Origin of the sequence: Sphingobacterium sp. UBA5996 (genome assembly GCF_002429765.1) — a bacterium.
Lineage (GTDB): Bacteria > Bacteroidota > Bacteroidia > Sphingobacteriales > Sphingobacteriaceae > Sphingobacterium.
On record NZ_DJAS01000011.1, the window covers coordinates 51573 to 68576 of the forward strand.

Consider the following 17004-nt stretch of genomic DNA (forward strand, 5'->3'; position numbering starts at 1 on the left):
CACATAAAACTAAAATAAAATGATAGGGTCAAAATTAGATATTTTTAAGAAAGAATGGCTTGACGTCGTTTTTCAGGGCAGAAACAGGGAGTATGGAGCTTACGAGCTTCGTAAACTTGCGCCCAAAGCGACTAACAGGGGGCTTCTTGTCGTTATCGGCATTGTGGCCATAGCCAGTTTCCTTAGCGTTTTCGGAAGTAAGCTGTTCCCGAAGAAGCCTGTAGAGGCACCTCCGGCAGTCACTGAAGTTACGTTGGAAGACCTTGAAGAAATCAAGCCACCAGAACCGCCAGAAGAGGAACCGCTTCCACAAGAACCGGAAGAGAAACCTCAACAAGTGGCCATGGATGTACCGAAAGAAGATTTGGTTCGTTTCCCTGAACCTAAAGTAGCTCCTGCAAACAAAGTTGTAGAAGAAGTTGCTTCTCAGGAAGAATTGAAGGATCCAAATAAAACTCCAGCGCGTATTACCTTGAAAGGTAGTCCGACAGGTACTTCGGTTGCCCGTGGTGAATTCGGTTCAAAGAAACAAGATGGTGCGATCACTGGAGCAAAAAAAGGAGATCCTAATGGTAATGGAGATGAAATTCTTCCATTTAATGCCATTGAGGTCCAACCAATGCCTGTAGGTGGTATGCAAGCATTTATGTCGTGGGTAGGTTCAAACTACGAGTATCCTGCCGCCGCAACAGAAAATGGTGTAAATGGTGTAGTTGAGGTATCGTTCGTCGTAGAAAAAGATGGTAGCTTGACAGACATCAATATCAAACGTGATTTGAAATATGGTACTGGTGATGCAGCTGTAAGGTTGCTTAAGAAAGCGAAGAAATGGAAACCAGGAATTCAAAATGGTCGTCCAGTTCGTGTAGCTTATACTTTACCAATTCGATTGAACCTTCAAAATTAGAATGACAAATTTTAATTCAAATAGTAGTTCAAATTATAGACAGAAATCGCCTCTGAAGCGGTTTCTGTCTATTTTAGGACTTTTTATGTTTGGCTTTTATTTTGTTTTGGGCCTTTTGATTATATTCTGGGACAATTTTCCGATTGAAATTAATCCAACTTACAAAACAATTTTTGGCGTCGTATTGATTCTGTATTCATTTATGCGGTTTGTTCGGCTTTGGCAAAATAATTTTAATTAAGCGCCTCTTTCATTTAGTTTTAACCAACTCTCTCTTCGAAAGTTAAACTATTCTTTATTTAAACTGTCTTATTTTATGATGTATCGTATGAGAAAATATAAAATGGTTCTTATGATGCTAGGCGTCTGTATGGGAGTATTTGTTTCGTGCAAAAATAAAACAAAGAGTACAAAGGAAGGAGAGGATATTCTAACGGGTAAACTTCCGGTTATTGTTGATCAGACTTTGTTGCCTATCATCCAAGAATCTGCGGATGTTTTTGAAAGTTCTTATCCAAATTCAAGTTTGGAGTTGATCGCTAGGCCCGAGATTAAAGCGGTAAATGCTTTGCTTTCTGATTCGGCTTACGTTGTTGTATTGACGAGAAAGTTGACAAACGAGGAAGGTAGCTACTTTCAGAAGCGCGGTATTCAGCCGAAAATCTTTCAAATAGCTTCCGATGCAGTTGTACTAGTCAATAATCGCAATAGTAAGGATACTATTATGTCACAAAAAGACGTTAAGTCTTTGTTGGAAGGTAATTTAGCAGGGCAACGGTTGATCTTTGATAATGCCAATTCGAGTACACTACGGTATTTGAAAGATTATTTCAAATTAAACAAAATTGATCCGAAAGCTGTTTCAGCAATGAAGGATAGTGAGGAAGTGATGAAATACGTCAGTGATAATGCGAATACAGTGGGTGTTATTGGCTACAATTGGTATTTGAAAGCTGTAGAAAAAAATTCGAATTTATTGGATAAAATTCGTACATTGAGCATCGGAAGTAGGGATCAAGGGGGTGAAAAGGTCAATTTCTATAGACCATCTCAATCGACTATAGCTGATGGCGTATACCCTTTTGTGAGGCCTGTCTACATTATGAATTATCAGCCAAATATGGGCTTAGGTTTGGGTTTTAGTGCTTTTTTGACAGGCGATCGCGGACAGCGAATCGTTTTGAAAGCGGGATTGGTTCCTGCCACAATGCCTGGGCGTGAGATCATTATTAGAGATGAAAGTTATATTAAATAGATAATAAATAGTACAAAAATAGATTATGACAAACAGCAAATTATTATTTAGTCTTTTATTGGCCGGATCTGTGGGCACAGTAAGTGCACAAAGTTTGAAAGATGCTAGAGCAGCCATCGAGGCTGAAAATTATGGTAAAGCTAAAACTATCCTTCAACAGTTAGTGACTAAGCAACCTAAGAATGGAGATAATTATTTCTATTTGGGTCAAATTTATTTGGTAAACGACAGAGCGGATTCTGCCGCTACGATTTTCAACCAAGGTTTGGCCGCTGATCCAAAGGCTACAATCAATAATGTAGGTTTGGGTTATGTTGACTTAATGAAAAAGGATAAGGCAAGTGCGGAATCTAAATTCGCTTTGGCAACGGCAAAATTAGGTAAAAAGGATTATGAGCCATTGTTGGAGATCGGTCGTGCATATATCAATGCACCTGAACCTGATTATGCAAAAGCGTTAGAGTATCTCACACAGGCGAAGGAAAAAAACAAAAAAGATGTTGCTATTCCTATCGCGTTAGGTGATGCGTATCGCGGCTTGAAAGAAGGATCTTTGGCTTATACTAGCTATGGTGAAGCGACGGATATCGATCCGAATTCGGTTCAAGCTAAAGTTGGACAAGCGGTAATTGTACGGGGTGCACAAGCTTTTGATGAAGCCATCACGCAATTAGAAGCTATCGCGGCGGAGACGCCAACTTATGCTCCTACTTATCGTGAGCTAGCTGAGACTTACAACCAATGGTCGAGGTTGCCAGGCACTTCTGATGAGAAATATGTTGAGTTAAATAAAAAGGGTGTTGAGCAATATAAGAAATATCTTGAAGTTGCTGGCGATAACTCGTTGGAAGCAAAAATCCGCTATGCCGATTTCCTTGTATATGCACGTCAGTACGATGATTTGAAGGTAGTTTCGGAGGAATTAGCGCAAAATCCTTCTGTAGATCCAAAAATCTACCGTTACTTAGGTTATATCGCTTTCCAAAAAGCTAAAGATTATCCAAAAGCATTGGAGTATTTGAATCAGATGTTCAGCAAAATGGAGAAAGATCGTGTAATTCCATTGGATTATATGTATTTGGGTATGTCTGAAATCGCTGCTAATAGTCCAAAACATGTAGAGGGTGGTGCAGACAGCACAGCCACAGCCGCACCGGTGTTGACGCCTGAGAATGAGGCAAATATTCAAAAAGGTATTGCTGATATTAAAAAAGCAATTGATTTAGACAAAGAGCTTTTGGGCGAAACTGCAGAGCTGGCTTTTGCTAAATATCAAGAGCAAGAATTGCAGACGGCGGCCTCTCTTTTTGAACTAGTGGCGTCTTACACAGATAATAAAACGTATTTGTTTGATGCAAATTATTATGCTGGTGAAGCTTACTATCAAATCGGTGCTAAAGAAGATGCAGGTAGTAAAAACGAGGAGCAAGTTGTGGTTAATCAGGAGCTTAGAGATAAAGCCATAGCTGATTTACAAAAAGCACAGACGTTCTTATCAGTAATTGAAACAACTGACAATAAAGAAGCGCAAGATAAATATTTGATCAATGCACTTTATTACAAAGCTTTTGCTGCTTTAACAGCAGATAACCTGGAGCAACCTAAAGGTGATTTCGTAGCTTCATTCCAAAAATTGATTGAAACAATCAATCAACGTGGTGCACAAGAGAAAAATAAGAATTATTTAATAGACGCAAATACGTATATCGGTCTTTACTATTACGTGAAACAAGATCTTCCTAAAGCGAAGGAAAGTTTCCAAAAAGTATTAGCTATAGATCCAGCGAATGAAGCTGTTAAAGGTTACTTAGAAGGTTTAAAATAAGCTTAAGTAAAATCATTCTAAATTAGGCGTAGATAGTAATATCTACGCCTTTTTTGTTTTGTTTTTTACCATGGAATCTCTATATTTAAAGATAGTTACCAATATAAATTTTAGTTGAGATGGAGCAAGCCAATAGTATGCCGATAGACTACTTGCCGATATTTATACAGCTTTTAGTAGCTGTGGGATTTGGAGTAAGTACGATAATTATTACACATCTTATCGGACCAAAGGTCCGCACAGAAAACAAGCTTGGAGCTTTTGAGTCAGGGATTGAAGTTATCGGAAATGCGAGGCAGCCGTTCTCAATCAAATATTTCTTGGTGGCCATCCTATTTGTGATATTTGATGTGGAGGTCATTTTTATGTACCCTTGGGCTGTAAACTTTCGTGATATGGGATTGCAAGGCTTGATAGAGATGTTTATTTTCATGGGACTGCTTTTATTAGGCTTTATCTATGTGATTAAGAAAAAAGCATTAAACTGGGACTAGATGTCCTCATTATGGTTGGTTTTTGGCCAACGATACTAAACCTATAAATCGACTTTTCATGAGTGATATAAAATTAGCACAAGCTCCCCCGGGAGTAGAAGGCGCAGGTTTTTTTGCGACGAGTTTAGATAAAGCCATCGGCTTGGCGCGAGCCAACTCGTTATGGCCTTTGCCGTTCGCCACATCCTGTTGCGGTATCGAGTTTATGGCTACAATGGGTTCAACCTATGATTTGGCAAGGTTTGGCGCCGAAAGACCTAGCTTTTCACCGCGGCAGGCAGATATGCTATTGGTCATGGGTACTATTGCAAAGAAGATGGCGCCTGTGCTAAGGCAGGTGTATGTGCAGATGGCTGAGCCGCGTTGGGTAATCGCTGTAGGGGCCTGTGCCTCTAGCGGTGGAATCTTCGATACTTATTCTGTGCTGCAGGGGATCGATGAAATTATACCGGTCGATGTTTATGTGCCGGGTTGTCCCCCTCGCCCCGAAGCAATTTTGGATGGAGTATTGCGTTTGCAGGACATCGTGAAGAATGAATCCTTGAACCGGAGAAATACGCCAGAATATAAGGCATTGCTTGAAAAGTACGGAATTCATACAAATAAATAAACGATGGAAAACAGTTTTTTATTGGATAAGCTCGAAGAGAATTTTCCCGCAAAGATTCAAGAAATTCCGGATGCTCACGATCTATTGACCGTCATTGTTGAAAAAGAAGACCTGATCGAAGTGCTTCGTTTCCTGAAGTCGAGTAGTGAGCTGCAGTTTATCCATCTGACCGATATTACAGCAGTACATTATCCGCATTTGGAGAAGGAATTTGCTGTCGTTTATCATATCCATAGTCTAGTTCATAATATACGGATACGGGTGAAAGTGTTTTTACAAGGTCCGAATCCTGAGATTCCAACTGCGACTGTGGTTTGGAAAGGTGCGAATTGGATGGAGCGTGAAACTTATGACTTTTTTGGTGTCAATTTTATAGGACACCCCGATCTGAGAAGAATTTTGAATGTTGATGATATGGAGGTATTTCCTATGCGTAAGGAATATCCTTTGGAAGATCCAAATCGCGTAGATAAAAAAGATTTGTATTTCGGCCGTTAAAGTATACAATATGAGCGAATTTATTAGCAAGATAACACCCAATCAACCCGTTTTTGAAGATAACGACCCACAAGATGAGTTGATTACCTTAAATATTGGGCCAACCCATCCCGCCACGCATGGTGTATTTCAAAATGTTGTTCAGATCGATGGTGAGCGTATAGTGAGTGGTGTGTCTACAATCGGTTATATTCACCGGGCGTTTGAAAAAATTGCAGAACATCGGCCGTTTTATCAAATCACTCCATTGACAGACCGTCTGAATTATTGTTCCGCACCAATCAATAACATGGGCTGGCATATGACTGTTGAGAAGCTTCTTAAGATAGAGATTCCTAAGCGTGTGCAGTATATGCGTGTCATTGTTATGGAGCTTGCGCGCATTGCAGATCATATTATTTGTAACGGAATCTTAGGTGTGGACACAGGAGCGTTTTCGGGATTTCTATATGTTATGCAAGAGCGTGAATTTATCTATGAAATCTTTGAAGAGATATGTGGCGCTCGTTTGACAACTAATATCGGTCGTATTGGAGGATTTGAACGTGATTTCAATGCTATAGCCTTTGAGAAAATACGTGAATTTTTGAAACGCTATCCTCCTGTATTGCAAGAGTTTGAAGAAATGTTTGTTCGTAACCGTATTTTTATTGAACGGACTTCAGGAGTTGCTGCTGTAACGGCAGAAGAAGCTTTGGATTACAGTTGGTCAGGTCCTATTTTGCGGGCGACAGGAGTAGATTACGATGTGCGTGTACAGAATCCTTATTGCTCCTATGACGAATTTGATTTCGATGTGCCTGTTGGCACTACAGGCGATGTCTATGATCGATTTATGGTACGGAATGCCGAAATGTGGCAATCTCTTCGGATTATAGAGCAGGCATTGGACAAAATCGAGAAAGAGCCTAAAGGGGTATTCCATGCCGAAGTGCCTGATTTCTATTTGCCTCCAAAAGAGCAAGTGTATACCAATATGGAGGCCTTAATCTATCATTTCAAAATCGTCATGGGTGAGGTCGACACACCAAAAGCTGATGTCTATCATGCCGTCGAAGGTGCAAACGGTGAACTTGGATTTTATTTGATTCATGATGGCGGACGCTCACCTTACCGTCTTCATTTCAGAAGGCCTTCTTTTGTCAACTATCAACTATTTGCGCCAATGAGCGCAGGAATGCTGATTTCAGATGCCATAATAAATATGAGTAGTCTTAACGTTATAGCGGGAGAACTAGATGCTTAGTGTAAAACAAAATAATGAACATGTAACGTTTTCTCCTGACTTGTTGGCCAAGTTTGGAGAAGTGGTCAGTCGTTACCCTGAGGGAAAGCAGAAATCAGGCCTATTACCCATTTTACATTTGGTCCAGGCGGAGTATGGTTGGGTCAGCGCAGATGCGATGGACAAGATTGCCATGTATCTTAATATATTACCGATCGAGGTATATGAAGTCGCTACATTCTACACAATGTTCCTATTGCAGCCTAAAGGGAAATACGTGCTGGAGATTTGTCGCACAGGGCCTTGTTGTTTAGTTGGTGCAGAACGTATTATGGCGCGATTAGAACAAAAGCTAGGCGTGAAAGAAGGGGAGGTCACAAGCGATGGACTTTTTTCCTGGCGCGGCGTCGAATGCTTGGCAGCCTGCGGTTTTGGACCGGTCTTACAGATTGGCCCTGAATATACATTCTACGAAAATCTGACGGAAGATAAAGTCGACGAATTGATTGATAATTTAAAAGCTAAAACAGAATAATATGGCGCGTAAACTTTTGTTGACTCATATCGATGTTCCTGGCATCAATACCTTTGAGGTCTATCGGCAAAAAGGTGGTTATGTTGCTGTTGAGAAAGTATTAAAGAACATGTCTCCTGAAGAGGTTGTTGAGGAGGTTAAAAAGTCGGGATTACGCGGTCGTGGAGGAGCTGGTTTTCCGACAGGGATGAAGTGGTCCTTTTTGGCCAAACCCGAAGGAGTGCCCCGCTATTTGGTATGTAATGCAGACGAATCTGAGCCAGGGACATTCAAGGATCGTTATTTAATGACGCATATTCCGCATGCACTCATTGAGGGAATGATTGTATCCAGCTTCGCTTTGGGGGCTCATACGTCGTATATCTATGTGCGTGGAGAAATGATGCCGCAGATCAGAATCCTAGAGCGTGCTATTGCTGAAGCGAAGGAGAAAGGCTTTTTAGGAAAAAATATCTTAGGATCCGGTTATGATCTGGAGATCTACGTTCAGCCGGGGGGAGGAGCCTATATCTGCGGCGAGGAAACTGCTTTGTTAGAATCCTTGGAAGGAAAGCGCGGTAACCCGCGTATTAAACCTCCTTTTCCCGCGATTGCGGGCTTATATAATTGTCCTACAGTGGTAAATAATGTGGAGTCAATCGCAGCGACAGTTCCGATTATAAATTTGGGCGGCGATGAGTATGCAAAGATTGGTGTAGAACGTAGTACAGGAACAAAATTAATATCTGCGAGCGGAAATATTGTAAAACCAGGTGTCTATGAAATTGAACTTGGTCTGCCTGTGGAAGAGTTTATTTACTCGGACGAATATTGTGGCGGTATAGCCAATGGGAAGCGACTGAAAGCTGTTGTGGCAGGGGGCTCTTCGGTCCCTATTTTACCGGCCAACTTAATTTTGAAAACTGCAGCTGGAAATAGTCGATTGATGACCTATGAGTCGTTGGCAGATGGCGGCTTCCAGACCGGTACAATGCTTGGATCTGGCGGTTTTATCGTATTTGATGAGGATCAATGCGTGGTGCGTAATACCTGGAATTTTGCACGTTTCTATCATCATGAAAGCTGCGGACAATGTTCGCCCTGTCGTGAAGGAACGGGATGGATGGAAAAAGTGTTGCATAAGATCGAGAGCGGCCACGGCTCGATGTCGGACATTGATTTGCTATGGGATGTCCAGCGAAAAATTGAAGGAAATACAATCTGTCCACTCGGTGATGCTGCAGCATGGCCGGTGGCGGCTGCAATAAGGCACTTTAGGGATGAATTTGAATGGCACATTCTTCATCCGGAAGAGTCGCAGACACGAAATTATGGATTGGCGCATTATGCTGATCCTTTACAACCAATAGTATCATAATAGAAGCTGTAACGCTAAATAAATCATATCATGGCAGAAGCGGAAGATGTAAAGTTTAAGGTCACCATCGATGGTATACCTGTAGAGGTTGCTCCTGGGACAAGCATATTAAATGCTGCGAGACAGATCGGCGGTGATATTGTCCCTCCGGCAATGTGTTACTACTCCAAATTGGAGGGAAGTGGCGGTAAATGCCGTACCTGCTTGGTAAAGGTATCCAAGGGATCGGAAAAAGATCCTCGACCTATGCCAAAATTGGTTGCTTCTTGCCGTACAACGGTGATGGACGGTATGGAAGTGCAAAATATAACGTCTCCTGAAGTAATAGAAGCAAGAAAAGGGGTTGTTGAAATCTTATTGATCAATCATCCTTTGGACTGTCCAATCTGTGATCAGGCAGGTGAATGTAAATTGCAAGATCTTAGTTACGAACACGGCAGTGCACATACGCGTTACGAATTCGACCGACGTACTTTTGAACGTATCGATCTGGGTGATAAGATCCAATTGCATATGAATCGCTGTATCTTATGCTACCGTTGTGTGTATGTTGCCAATCAGTTGACCGATCAGCGTGTACATGGTATCTTAGGACGAGGTGATCATTCAGAGATCTCTACTTATATCGAAAATGTGATCGATAATGATTTTTCTGGGAATGTCATTGATGTGTGTCCTGTGGGCGCTCTGACTGATAAAACCTTCAGATTTAAAAATAGAGTATGGTTTACCAAACCGGTTGATGCACATCGCGATTGCCCCACTTGTTCAGGCAAGGTAACTTTATGGTATAAAGGGGAAGAGGTTATTCGGGTGACCGCGCGAAAGGATGAATTTGGCGAAGTGGAAGAGTTTATCTGTAATACCTGCCGCTATGATCAGAAAAAAACAAGTGATTGGATATTGGAGGAACCAACAGAAGTAGATCCACATTCGGTTATCTCGGCTAATCACTACGAGTTATTTAATCCACCTAAAGTCGTTAAAGAAAATCCTGTACTGCAGGAAAAAAATCGCGAACAGTTAGCTAGAACAGAAAAATTGAAATAATCACGAATATGGAGTGGTCTTTTGTCATAGAAAAATTAATACTGGTGTTTATTATCTTCGTAGTTACTTTGGTAATTGCGATGTATTCTACGCTAGCAGAACGTAAAATTGCCGGTTTTATGCAGGATCGTTATGGTCCGGATCGCGCCGGTATTTTCGGGATCTTACAACCCTTATGCGACGGGGGGAAGTTCTTCTTTAAGGAGGAAATTATTCCTGCAGGTGCGCATAAGGTACTTTTTATAGTAGGTCCGACTATAGCCATCATAACAGCCTGTATCAGTTCCGCCGTGATCCCTTGGGGACAGGAGTTACAGATTGGAGATCGGATAATTTCCTTGCAGGTTGCCGATGTTAATGTCGGTATTCTGTATATGTTTGGTGTCATAGCATTGGGCGTATATGGTATTATGTTGGGCGGCTGGGCGTCGAATAATAAGTTTTCTTTGATGGGCGCTATTCGGGCAGCATCACAGAGCATCAGTTATGAAATTGCCATGGGGCTTTCGATAATCGCTTTATTGATGGTGACACAAAGCCTTTCCCTGAAGGAAATCGTTGCGCAGCAGTCTGGCTTTGTCAATTGGAATATCTGGGCACAGCCGTTAGGTTTTATTATTTTTATGGTGTGTGCCTTTGCTGAGTGTAACCGAGTACCTTTTGATTTACCGGAATGTGAGACTGAGCTTGTTGGTGGTTATCATACGGAGTATTCTTCGATGAAATTGGGGCTCTATATGTTCTCCGAATATATCAATATGTTTGTCTCCTCGGCGCTTATGGCTTCACTCTATTTTGGGGGATACAATTTCCCTTTTATGAATGATCTGGGATGGTCTGCCAATTTGATTACGATCGTCGGTGTGATTGTGTTCTTTGTCAAGATATTTTTGTTTATCTTTTTCTTTATGTGGGTGCGCTGGACATTACCGCGCTTCCGCTACGATCAACTGATGAATCTGGGCTGGAAAATGCTGATCCCATTGGCGATTGCCAATATCGTACTTACAGGTTTATTTACATTGATTAAAGACACGTACTTCTCATAAGAAAGGACTTTTTATGCAACTAACCAATCGTAAAAAAGTAATTGAACAAAAACCGATGACATTCGCCGAAAGAATCTACTTTCCGGCTATTATAAAAGGTTTGCGAATTACATTAAGGCATTTTTTTAAGAAAATACCAACCATTAAATATCCTGAGGAAATAAGACCTTATTCGAAAAATTTTAGAGGACAGCACTCGCTCAAACGTGATGAAGAAGGGCGCGAACGTTGTACTGCTTGTGGGTTATGTGCCTTGTCCTGTCCTGCGGAGGCGATTACCATGACTGCTGCAGAGCGAAAAAAAGGTGAAGAACATCTTTATCGTGAAGAAAAATACGCGTCGGTATATGAAATCAATATGTTGCGCTGTATTTTCTGTGGCCTATGTGAAGAGGCTTGCCCGAAAGAAGCGATCTATTTGGACGGTCCCCATGTGACTGCAGATTATCTCCGTAAGGATTTTATCTATGGAAAAGACAAATTGGTTGAACCGACTTTTGATATTACCAAATTAAAGAGCTAAACCAGGAAATTATGACAGTATTTTATTTTGTAGCCTTCTTGTCTATTTTCTTTGCGCTGATGACCATTTTTACCAAAAATCCTGTGCACAGTGTATTGTATTTGGTGATTACGTTTTTCACATTTACAATACATTATATTCTTTTGAATGCGCAGTTTTTGGCTGTGGTGAATTTCATTGTGTATATGGGTGCCATTATGGTTTTGTTTTTATTCGTGCTGATGTTGCTCAACCTGAATAAGGATACCGAACCCATGAAATCCAATTTAGTCAAATTTATGGGCGTTATCGCAGGCTGTTGCTTACTGGTGACTTTTTTCGGCGTGTACCGTGTATTCGATATTTCGAATCCACTGACCGTCGTAAATCCAGAGATCGGATTGGTCAAGAATCTGGGGAAAGTGTTGTTTAACGAATTTTTGCTCCCTTTTGAGTTATCGTCGCTATTGTTATTGACGGCAATGATCGGAGCGATATTATTAGCTAAGAAAGAACCTAAACAAATCTAATGGAAACAGTTATTCAACAGTTGCAAGGGGTGCCAATAAATCATTACTTGATTTTTTGCTCGATTATTTTTGCTATTGGTGTTATTGGTGTTCTTATTCGCCGTAACGTCATCATTATCATGATGTCTATTGAATTGATGCTTAATGCAGTGAATCTTCTTTTAGCAGCATTTTCTGTGCAGCATGGCGATTCATCCGGGCAGGTTTTTGTCTTCTTTATCATGGCATTGGCAGCTGCAGAAGTTGCCGTCGGCCTTGCAATTATTATTATGGTATATCGGAATACGAAATCTGTGGATATCGATTCCTTAAATAAACTGCGTTGGTAGAACTTAAGAAATAAATACGATGAGTGAATTAGTCTGGTTGATTCCCCTTTTGCCCTTAATCGGGTTTATAATAAATGGATTGGGTAGGAATACTTTCTCCAAAGGTATGATAGGTGCTGTTGGTAGTGCTGTAGTGCTTATTTCTTTTGTGTGTAGCTGTATTCTTTTCTCCGAAGTATATCAAGCGAGACAGGCTGGACAAGCGGGCATCATTGAGCAGCATGTATTTGATTGGATTGCCGTAGGTAACCTTAAGATAGGATTATCTTTTTTGGTAGACCCGCTTAGTGCGATTATGCTTCTGATTGTTACAGGAATCGGTTTTCTTATCCATGTATACTCCATTGGTTATATGCATCATGATATTGGATTTGGTAAGTTCTTCTCCTATTTGAATCTCTTTATCTTTTTTATGTTGTTATTGGTGTTGGGCTCCAATTACTTGGTCATGTTCATAGGCTGGGAAGGTGTAGGATTATGCTCGTACCTATTGATCGGCTTTTGGTATAAAAATACTTCTTATACAAATGCAGCAAAAAAAGCATTTGTGATGAATAGAATAGGTGATTTAGGTTTTTTACTTGCCGTATTTTTAATACTAGGCACTTTCGGCTCGTTAGAATTTTCGACGGTATTTCCAGCGGCCAAGAACTTCGCTGTCGGTGATATTACTGTGGTTAGCATTACCATTTTGTTGTTTATTGCTGCAACTGGTAAATCTGCGCAAATCCCCTTGTTTACTTGGTTGCCCGATGCCATGGCTGGACCAACACCGGTATCTGCGCTGATCCATGCGGCTACCATGGTTACTGCGGGTATTTATATGATTGCCCGTTCCAATATATTATTTATCCTTTCACCGTTCACCTTACAACTTATTACTGTAATCGCTATTTGTACAGCCCTGCTGGCTGCTGCGATTGCACTAACACAAAATGATATAAAGAAAGTATTAGCTTATTCCACCGTTTCGCAATTGGGCTATATGTTTCTTGGCCTTGGTGTAGGTGCATTTACAGGAGCATTTTTCCACGTATTGACACATGCCTTTTTTAAAGCATTGCTTTTCCTTGGGGCGGGATCTGTCATACATGGTATGAGTGAGGAACAAGATATGCGTAAAATGGGAGGACTAAAGAGCGCTATGCCAATTACTTATTTAACGATGTTGATGGGAACAATCGCGATTTCAGGGATTCCACCATTCTCTGGTTTCTTCTCCAAAGACGAAATATTGGCTGGAGCTTTCACGTCAAGTCCAGTCCTTTGGGGTTTAGGGTTTATCGGCGCATTAATGACAGCATTCTATATGTTTAGGATGTTATTTATGACATTTTTTGGAACTTTCCGTGGTACGGAAGAGCAAAGGCATCATCTGCATGAATCTCCAAAGAGTATGACCACACCACTCATTGTGCTGTCTGTACTTTCGGTGATAGGGGGTGTGATCAATTTACCAGCGGTTTTGGGGGGTAATCATTGGCTTGAGGATTTTCTGGCACCGGTGTTTTCAGAGGGAAAGGCTATAATGCCAGCAACACATCATTTGGAACATAGTACTGAGTACCTATTAATGGCCGTTTCGGTAGTTGGTGTATTGATTATGGTTGCTTTAGCCTTTAATAAATATGTTAAAAGACAAAAGTCACCTGAAGAGGGAGAAGGTACGAGAAGTTTCTTGGCTAATCTCTCCTACAATAAGTTTTACGTAGATGAACTTTATGATAGCATCATCGTACGCCCAATCAATTGGCTTTCGGCTTTCATGGGTAACGTAGTTGATCAACGTGGTATTGATGGCCTTGTCAATGGAGCCGGTAAAGTAACTTTTGACACAGGTAAGGTATTGCGTTTGCTCCAGAATGGTAATGTTGGTTTTTATTTATTGATGATGGTAATTGGAGTGATTGCCATTTTCATCTATGGATTGTTGAGTCTTTAATTTTGGTGTAATCGATGGATAACTTGTTTTTACTTATTTTATTGCCGTTAATAAGCGCGTTGATGCTAGCTTTTTTAAAGACCAATGCTGCAAAGTCTATAGCCTTGATTTTATCATTAATATCTTTGGCGTTGACTATTCCCTTCCTTTATGCTTTTGATGCGAATGGAGGGATGCAATTTGAACAAAATTGGCTATGGATTTCTTCGTTGCATATTCACTTCCATATTGGTGTTGATGGTATCAGTCTGCCGCTGGTTTTGTTGACCAATGGGCTCATGCCTTTGATTATTGCAACAACTTTTAAGAAGGATTATAAAGGAAGCTTCTATGCACTAATGGCTTTCATGCAAGCAGGATTGTTGCTGGTATTTATGGCCTTGGATGCCTTTAGCTTTTATGTGGGTTGGGAAATCGCCTTGATCCCGATCTACTTTATCTGTGCACTTTGGGGCGAAGGAGATCGTATTCGTGTCAACTTGAAATTCTTCATCTATACTTTTTTGGGTAGTCTTTTGATGCTGATCGCGATTCTTTATCTCTATCAACAAGTACCTAACCGTGATTTTGAGTGGACCTCGTTTATCGCATTAGATTTGGGGGAAAATACACAGAGATGGTTATTTTGGGCATTCTTTGTCGCTTTCGCTATTAAAATTCCTATTTTCCCTTTTCATACTTGGCAACCTAACACATATACCAATGCACCCGCAGCAGGTACAATGTTACTGGCTGGTATCATGCTCAAAATGGGTGTTTACGGTTTAATGCGTTGGCTACTGCCTATTGCGCCGGCTGGTGTTGCACTGGATGGTCATTTCGTGATGATCTTATGTGTGATTGGGATTGTGTATGCTTCCATCATCGCGATTAAACAAGATGACGTGAAGCGATTGATTGCCTATTCATCCATAGCCCACGTGGGTCTAATTAGTGCTGGTGTCTTTACGTGGAATACGAACGGACTGAGTGGAGCAACCATTCAAATGTTAAATCATGGTATTTCGGTGATCGGGCTTTTTTATGTGTTAGATATAATACAGCAGCGTACACGCACACGTAGTCTTTCGGAATTGGGCGGAATTGCGAGCAGAGCACCCCGGTTGGCCATTTTATTTATGATTATTTGTATGGGAGCAGTAGGACTGCCGCTAACAAATGGATTCGTTGGTGAATTTTTGCTACTGAAAGGCGTTTTTCAGTATGGATTCTGGTTTGCTGTTTTTGCGGGTCTAACCTTAATTCTTGGGGCAGTCTATATCCTTAGACTTTATCAAAAGACCATGTTAGGGGAAGCTACCGAAAGAACGAAGCAATTTGAAGATGTGAAAAGTACCGAACTTGTCGTTTTAACGATAGTCTCCGCCTTAATTCTTTACATTGGTATATTCCCTAATTTCCTATTGAACCTTTCTGCAAGTTCGGTGGAAGTTTTAAGTACATTTTTAGGCAGATAATAGATTTATTTAATTGTATGGGTGCAATAATTACACTTTCGATATTAGCATTGGTGGTCCTTTATCTTGGCTTATTCAAGGTAAAATCTATGCTACTGCCTGTTTCTATTCTTGGATTTCTTGTCGCTATCGGTTTCCTATGGGATGACTGGAATTCGACCAGCGGTCCTCTTTATAGCGGGATGGTTCATTTTGATCATTATGCTATTGTTTTTTCAATCTTATGTATTGCCGTTACCTTGTGTATCTTCGTTGTTTCAAAAGGATATTTTGACCAAGAAGGACAAGTCGCGGAGTATTATTCACTATTAATATTTTCCCTCACAGGAGCTGTTCTTGTAAATAGTTATCATAATTTTTCGATGCTCTTTTTAGGCATTGAAATTATGTCAGTAGCTCTTTATATTTTGGTCGGAATACGTAAAAGAGATAAAGCATCAAATGAAGCTGCGCTAAAGTATTTTATCATGGGTGCTTTTTCTACCGGTTTTCTTTTGTTTGGAATTGCCCTCCTATACGGAGCAACAGGATCATTTGATCTAAGTGAAGTGAAAGAATATGTTGTTAATAATCCTCAGTCGATTTCACCTTTATTTTATGGCGGGATATTATTTCTAATCGTAGGGCTGACTTTCAAAGTTGGAGCTGTTCCATTTCATTTCTGGACACCCGATGTTTACGAAGGGGCTCCGATTTTGATTACAAGTTATATGAGTACGGTGGTTAAGGTAGCATCTTTTGCTGGATTGTTGCGTTTATTCAGTTATAGCCTATTGCCTTTACAAGATTTTTGGACACCCGTATTTTTAGTGATTGCCATTCTCACTTTATTTGTTGGAAATATTTCAGCGTTAATGCAGTCTTCTTTCAAACGAATGCTTGCCTATTCGAGTGTTTCTCATGCAGGTTATATGTTGTTTGCAATTATAGCCGTGGGTGCCACGTCAGCCAATAGCATCTTTGCGTATGGTCTTGCTTATTCGCTGGCAACGATTGTTGCTTTTACGGGATTAATCCTTGTCAAAAAGACGACCGGTTCCGAGCATTTTGAAGCGTTCAATGGATTGGGTAAACGTAATCCCATGCTCGCCTTTGCAATTACAGTTGCTATGCTATCTCTTGCCGGGATACCGTTGACTGCCGGATTTATTGGTAAATTTATGATGTTTTCTTCTGTTATGGAGAACTATCATATTGTATTGCTCGTGCTAGCCGTCGTTAACGCTGCAATTGCCGTATATTACTACTTAAAGGTTGTTGTTGCGATGTACTTTAGGGATAGTGAGGAATCTTGTGTCAATGTGCAGTGGAATTATTCACTTGTACTGTTCCTTGCAGTCGTGCTTACAATTATTATTGGAGTATATCCAGATTGTCTTTTAAAATTAATATAAATTTTTTGTTAAACATATATGTTTTAAATGCGCATAGCGACTTTT

Annotated in this window: 17 protein-coding genes; all 17 read left to right on the forward strand. The window is 40.6% G+C overall.

What is annotated here, in order from left to right; translation table 11 throughout:
* The first annotated feature begins 19 nt into the window (after positions 1 to 19).
* Positions 20 to 907, forward strand: a complete 888-nt coding sequence (locus B3E00_RS07655) for an energy transducer TonB (protein WP_209578293.1) — start codon at positions 20 to 22, stop codon at positions 905 to 907.
* A gap of 328 nt (positions 908 to 1235) precedes the next feature.
* Positions 1236 to 2162, forward strand: a complete 927-nt coding sequence (locus B3E00_RS07660; RefSeq protein WP_293889232.1) for a PstS family phosphate ABC transporter substrate-binding protein — start codon at positions 1236 to 1238, stop codon at positions 2160 to 2162.
* Positions 2163 to 2187: 25 nt separating this feature from the next.
* Positions 2188 to 3987 (forward strand): tetratricopeptide repeat protein, encoded by a 1800-nt coding sequence (locus tag B3E00_RS07665; protein WP_293885239.1) that lies wholly within the window; start codon positions 2188 to 2190, stop codon positions 3985 to 3987.
* 119 nt (positions 3988 to 4106) lie between these two features.
* The gene (locus B3E00_RS07670) at positions 4107 to 4481 is read left to right on the forward strand and encodes an NADH-quinone oxidoreductase subunit A (RefSeq protein WP_209578296.1); all 375 of its coding nucleotides are present in this window, start codon (positions 4107 to 4109) and stop codon (positions 4479 to 4481) included.
* 58 nt (positions 4482 to 4539) lie between these two features.
* Positions 4540 to 5091 carry an NADH-quinone oxidoreductase subunit B gene (locus tag B3E00_RS07675; protein WP_293885237.1) on the forward strand — a complete coding sequence of 184 codons (552 nt, stop codon included), beginning with the start codon at positions 4540 to 4542 and terminating at the stop codon, positions 5089 to 5091.
* A 3-nt stretch (positions 5092 to 5094) separates the two neighbouring features.
* Entirely contained in the window at positions 5095 to 5589 is a 495-nt protein-coding gene (locus B3E00_RS07680) for an NADH-quinone oxidoreductase subunit C (RefSeq protein WP_293889234.1), read from the forward strand.
* 10 nt (positions 5590 to 5599) lie between these two features.
* Positions 5600 to 6835, forward strand: coding sequence for an NADH-quinone oxidoreductase subunit D (locus B3E00_RS07685; RefSeq protein ID WP_293889236.1), 1236 nt, complete (start codon positions 5600 to 5602; stop codon positions 6833 to 6835).
* Complete coding sequence (gene nuoE, locus B3E00_RS07690; RefSeq protein WP_293885232.1) at positions 6828 to 7349, forward strand: complex I 24 kDa subunit family protein; 522 nt, start codon at positions 6828 to 6830, stop codon at positions 7347 to 7349. The genes B3E00_RS07685 and nuoE overlap by 8 nt, the downstream gene beginning before the upstream one ends.
* Position 7350: 1 nt before the next feature.
* The gene (gene nuoF / locus B3E00_RS07695; RefSeq protein ID WP_293889238.1) at positions 7351 to 8706 is read left to right on the forward strand and encodes an NADH-quinone oxidoreductase subunit NuoF; all 1356 of its coding nucleotides are present in this window, start codon (positions 7351 to 7353) and stop codon (positions 8704 to 8706) included.
* 30 nt (positions 8707 to 8736) lie between these two features.
* The gene (locus B3E00_RS07700) at positions 8737 to 9756 is read left to right on the forward strand and encodes a 2Fe-2S iron-sulfur cluster-binding protein (RefSeq protein WP_293885229.1); all 1020 of its coding nucleotides are present in this window, start codon (positions 8737 to 8739) and stop codon (positions 9754 to 9756) included.
* Between the two features lie 8 nt (positions 9757 to 9764).
* Complete coding sequence (gene nuoH / locus B3E00_RS07705) at positions 9765 to 10805, forward strand: NADH-quinone oxidoreductase subunit NuoH (RefSeq protein ID WP_293885227.1); 1041 nt, start codon at positions 9765 to 9767, stop codon at positions 10803 to 10805.
* Between the two features lie 13 nt (positions 10806 to 10818).
* Positions 10819 to 11328, forward strand: coding sequence for a NuoI/complex I 23 kDa subunit family protein (locus tag B3E00_RS07710; RefSeq protein ID WP_209578302.1), 510 nt, complete (start codon positions 10819 to 10821; stop codon positions 11326 to 11328).
* A gap of 11 nt (positions 11329 to 11339) precedes the next feature.
* Positions 11340 to 11837, forward strand: a complete 498-nt coding sequence (locus B3E00_RS07715) for an NADH-quinone oxidoreductase subunit J (RefSeq protein ID WP_209578303.1) — start codon at positions 11340 to 11342, stop codon at positions 11835 to 11837.
* Positions 11837 to 12166 carry an NADH-quinone oxidoreductase subunit NuoK gene (nuoK, locus tag B3E00_RS07720; RefSeq protein ID WP_293885225.1) on the forward strand — a complete coding sequence of 110 codons (330 nt, stop codon included), beginning with the start codon at positions 11837 to 11839 and terminating at the stop codon, positions 12164 to 12166. The genes B3E00_RS07715 and nuoK overlap by 1 nt, the downstream gene beginning before the upstream one ends.
* 19 nt (positions 12167 to 12185) lie before the next feature.
* Positions 12186 to 14108, forward strand: a complete 1923-nt coding sequence (gene nuoL / locus B3E00_RS07725; RefSeq protein ID WP_293889240.1) for an NADH-quinone oxidoreductase subunit L — start codon at positions 12186 to 12188, stop codon at positions 14106 to 14108.
* 14 nt (positions 14109 to 14122) lie between these two features.
* Positions 14123 to 15565: a complex I subunit 4 family protein gene (locus B3E00_RS07730; RefSeq protein ID WP_293937945.1), complete on the forward strand. Its 1443-nt coding sequence runs from the start codon at positions 14123 to 14125 to the stop codon at positions 15563 to 15565.
* A 17-nt stretch (positions 15566 to 15582) separates the two neighbouring features.
* Positions 15583 to 16959 carry an NADH-quinone oxidoreductase subunit N gene (locus tag B3E00_RS07735; protein WP_293937947.1) on the forward strand — a complete coding sequence of 459 codons (1377 nt, stop codon included), beginning with the start codon at positions 15583 to 15585 and terminating at the stop codon, positions 16957 to 16959.
* Positions 16960 to 17004: the final 45 nt, after the last annotated feature.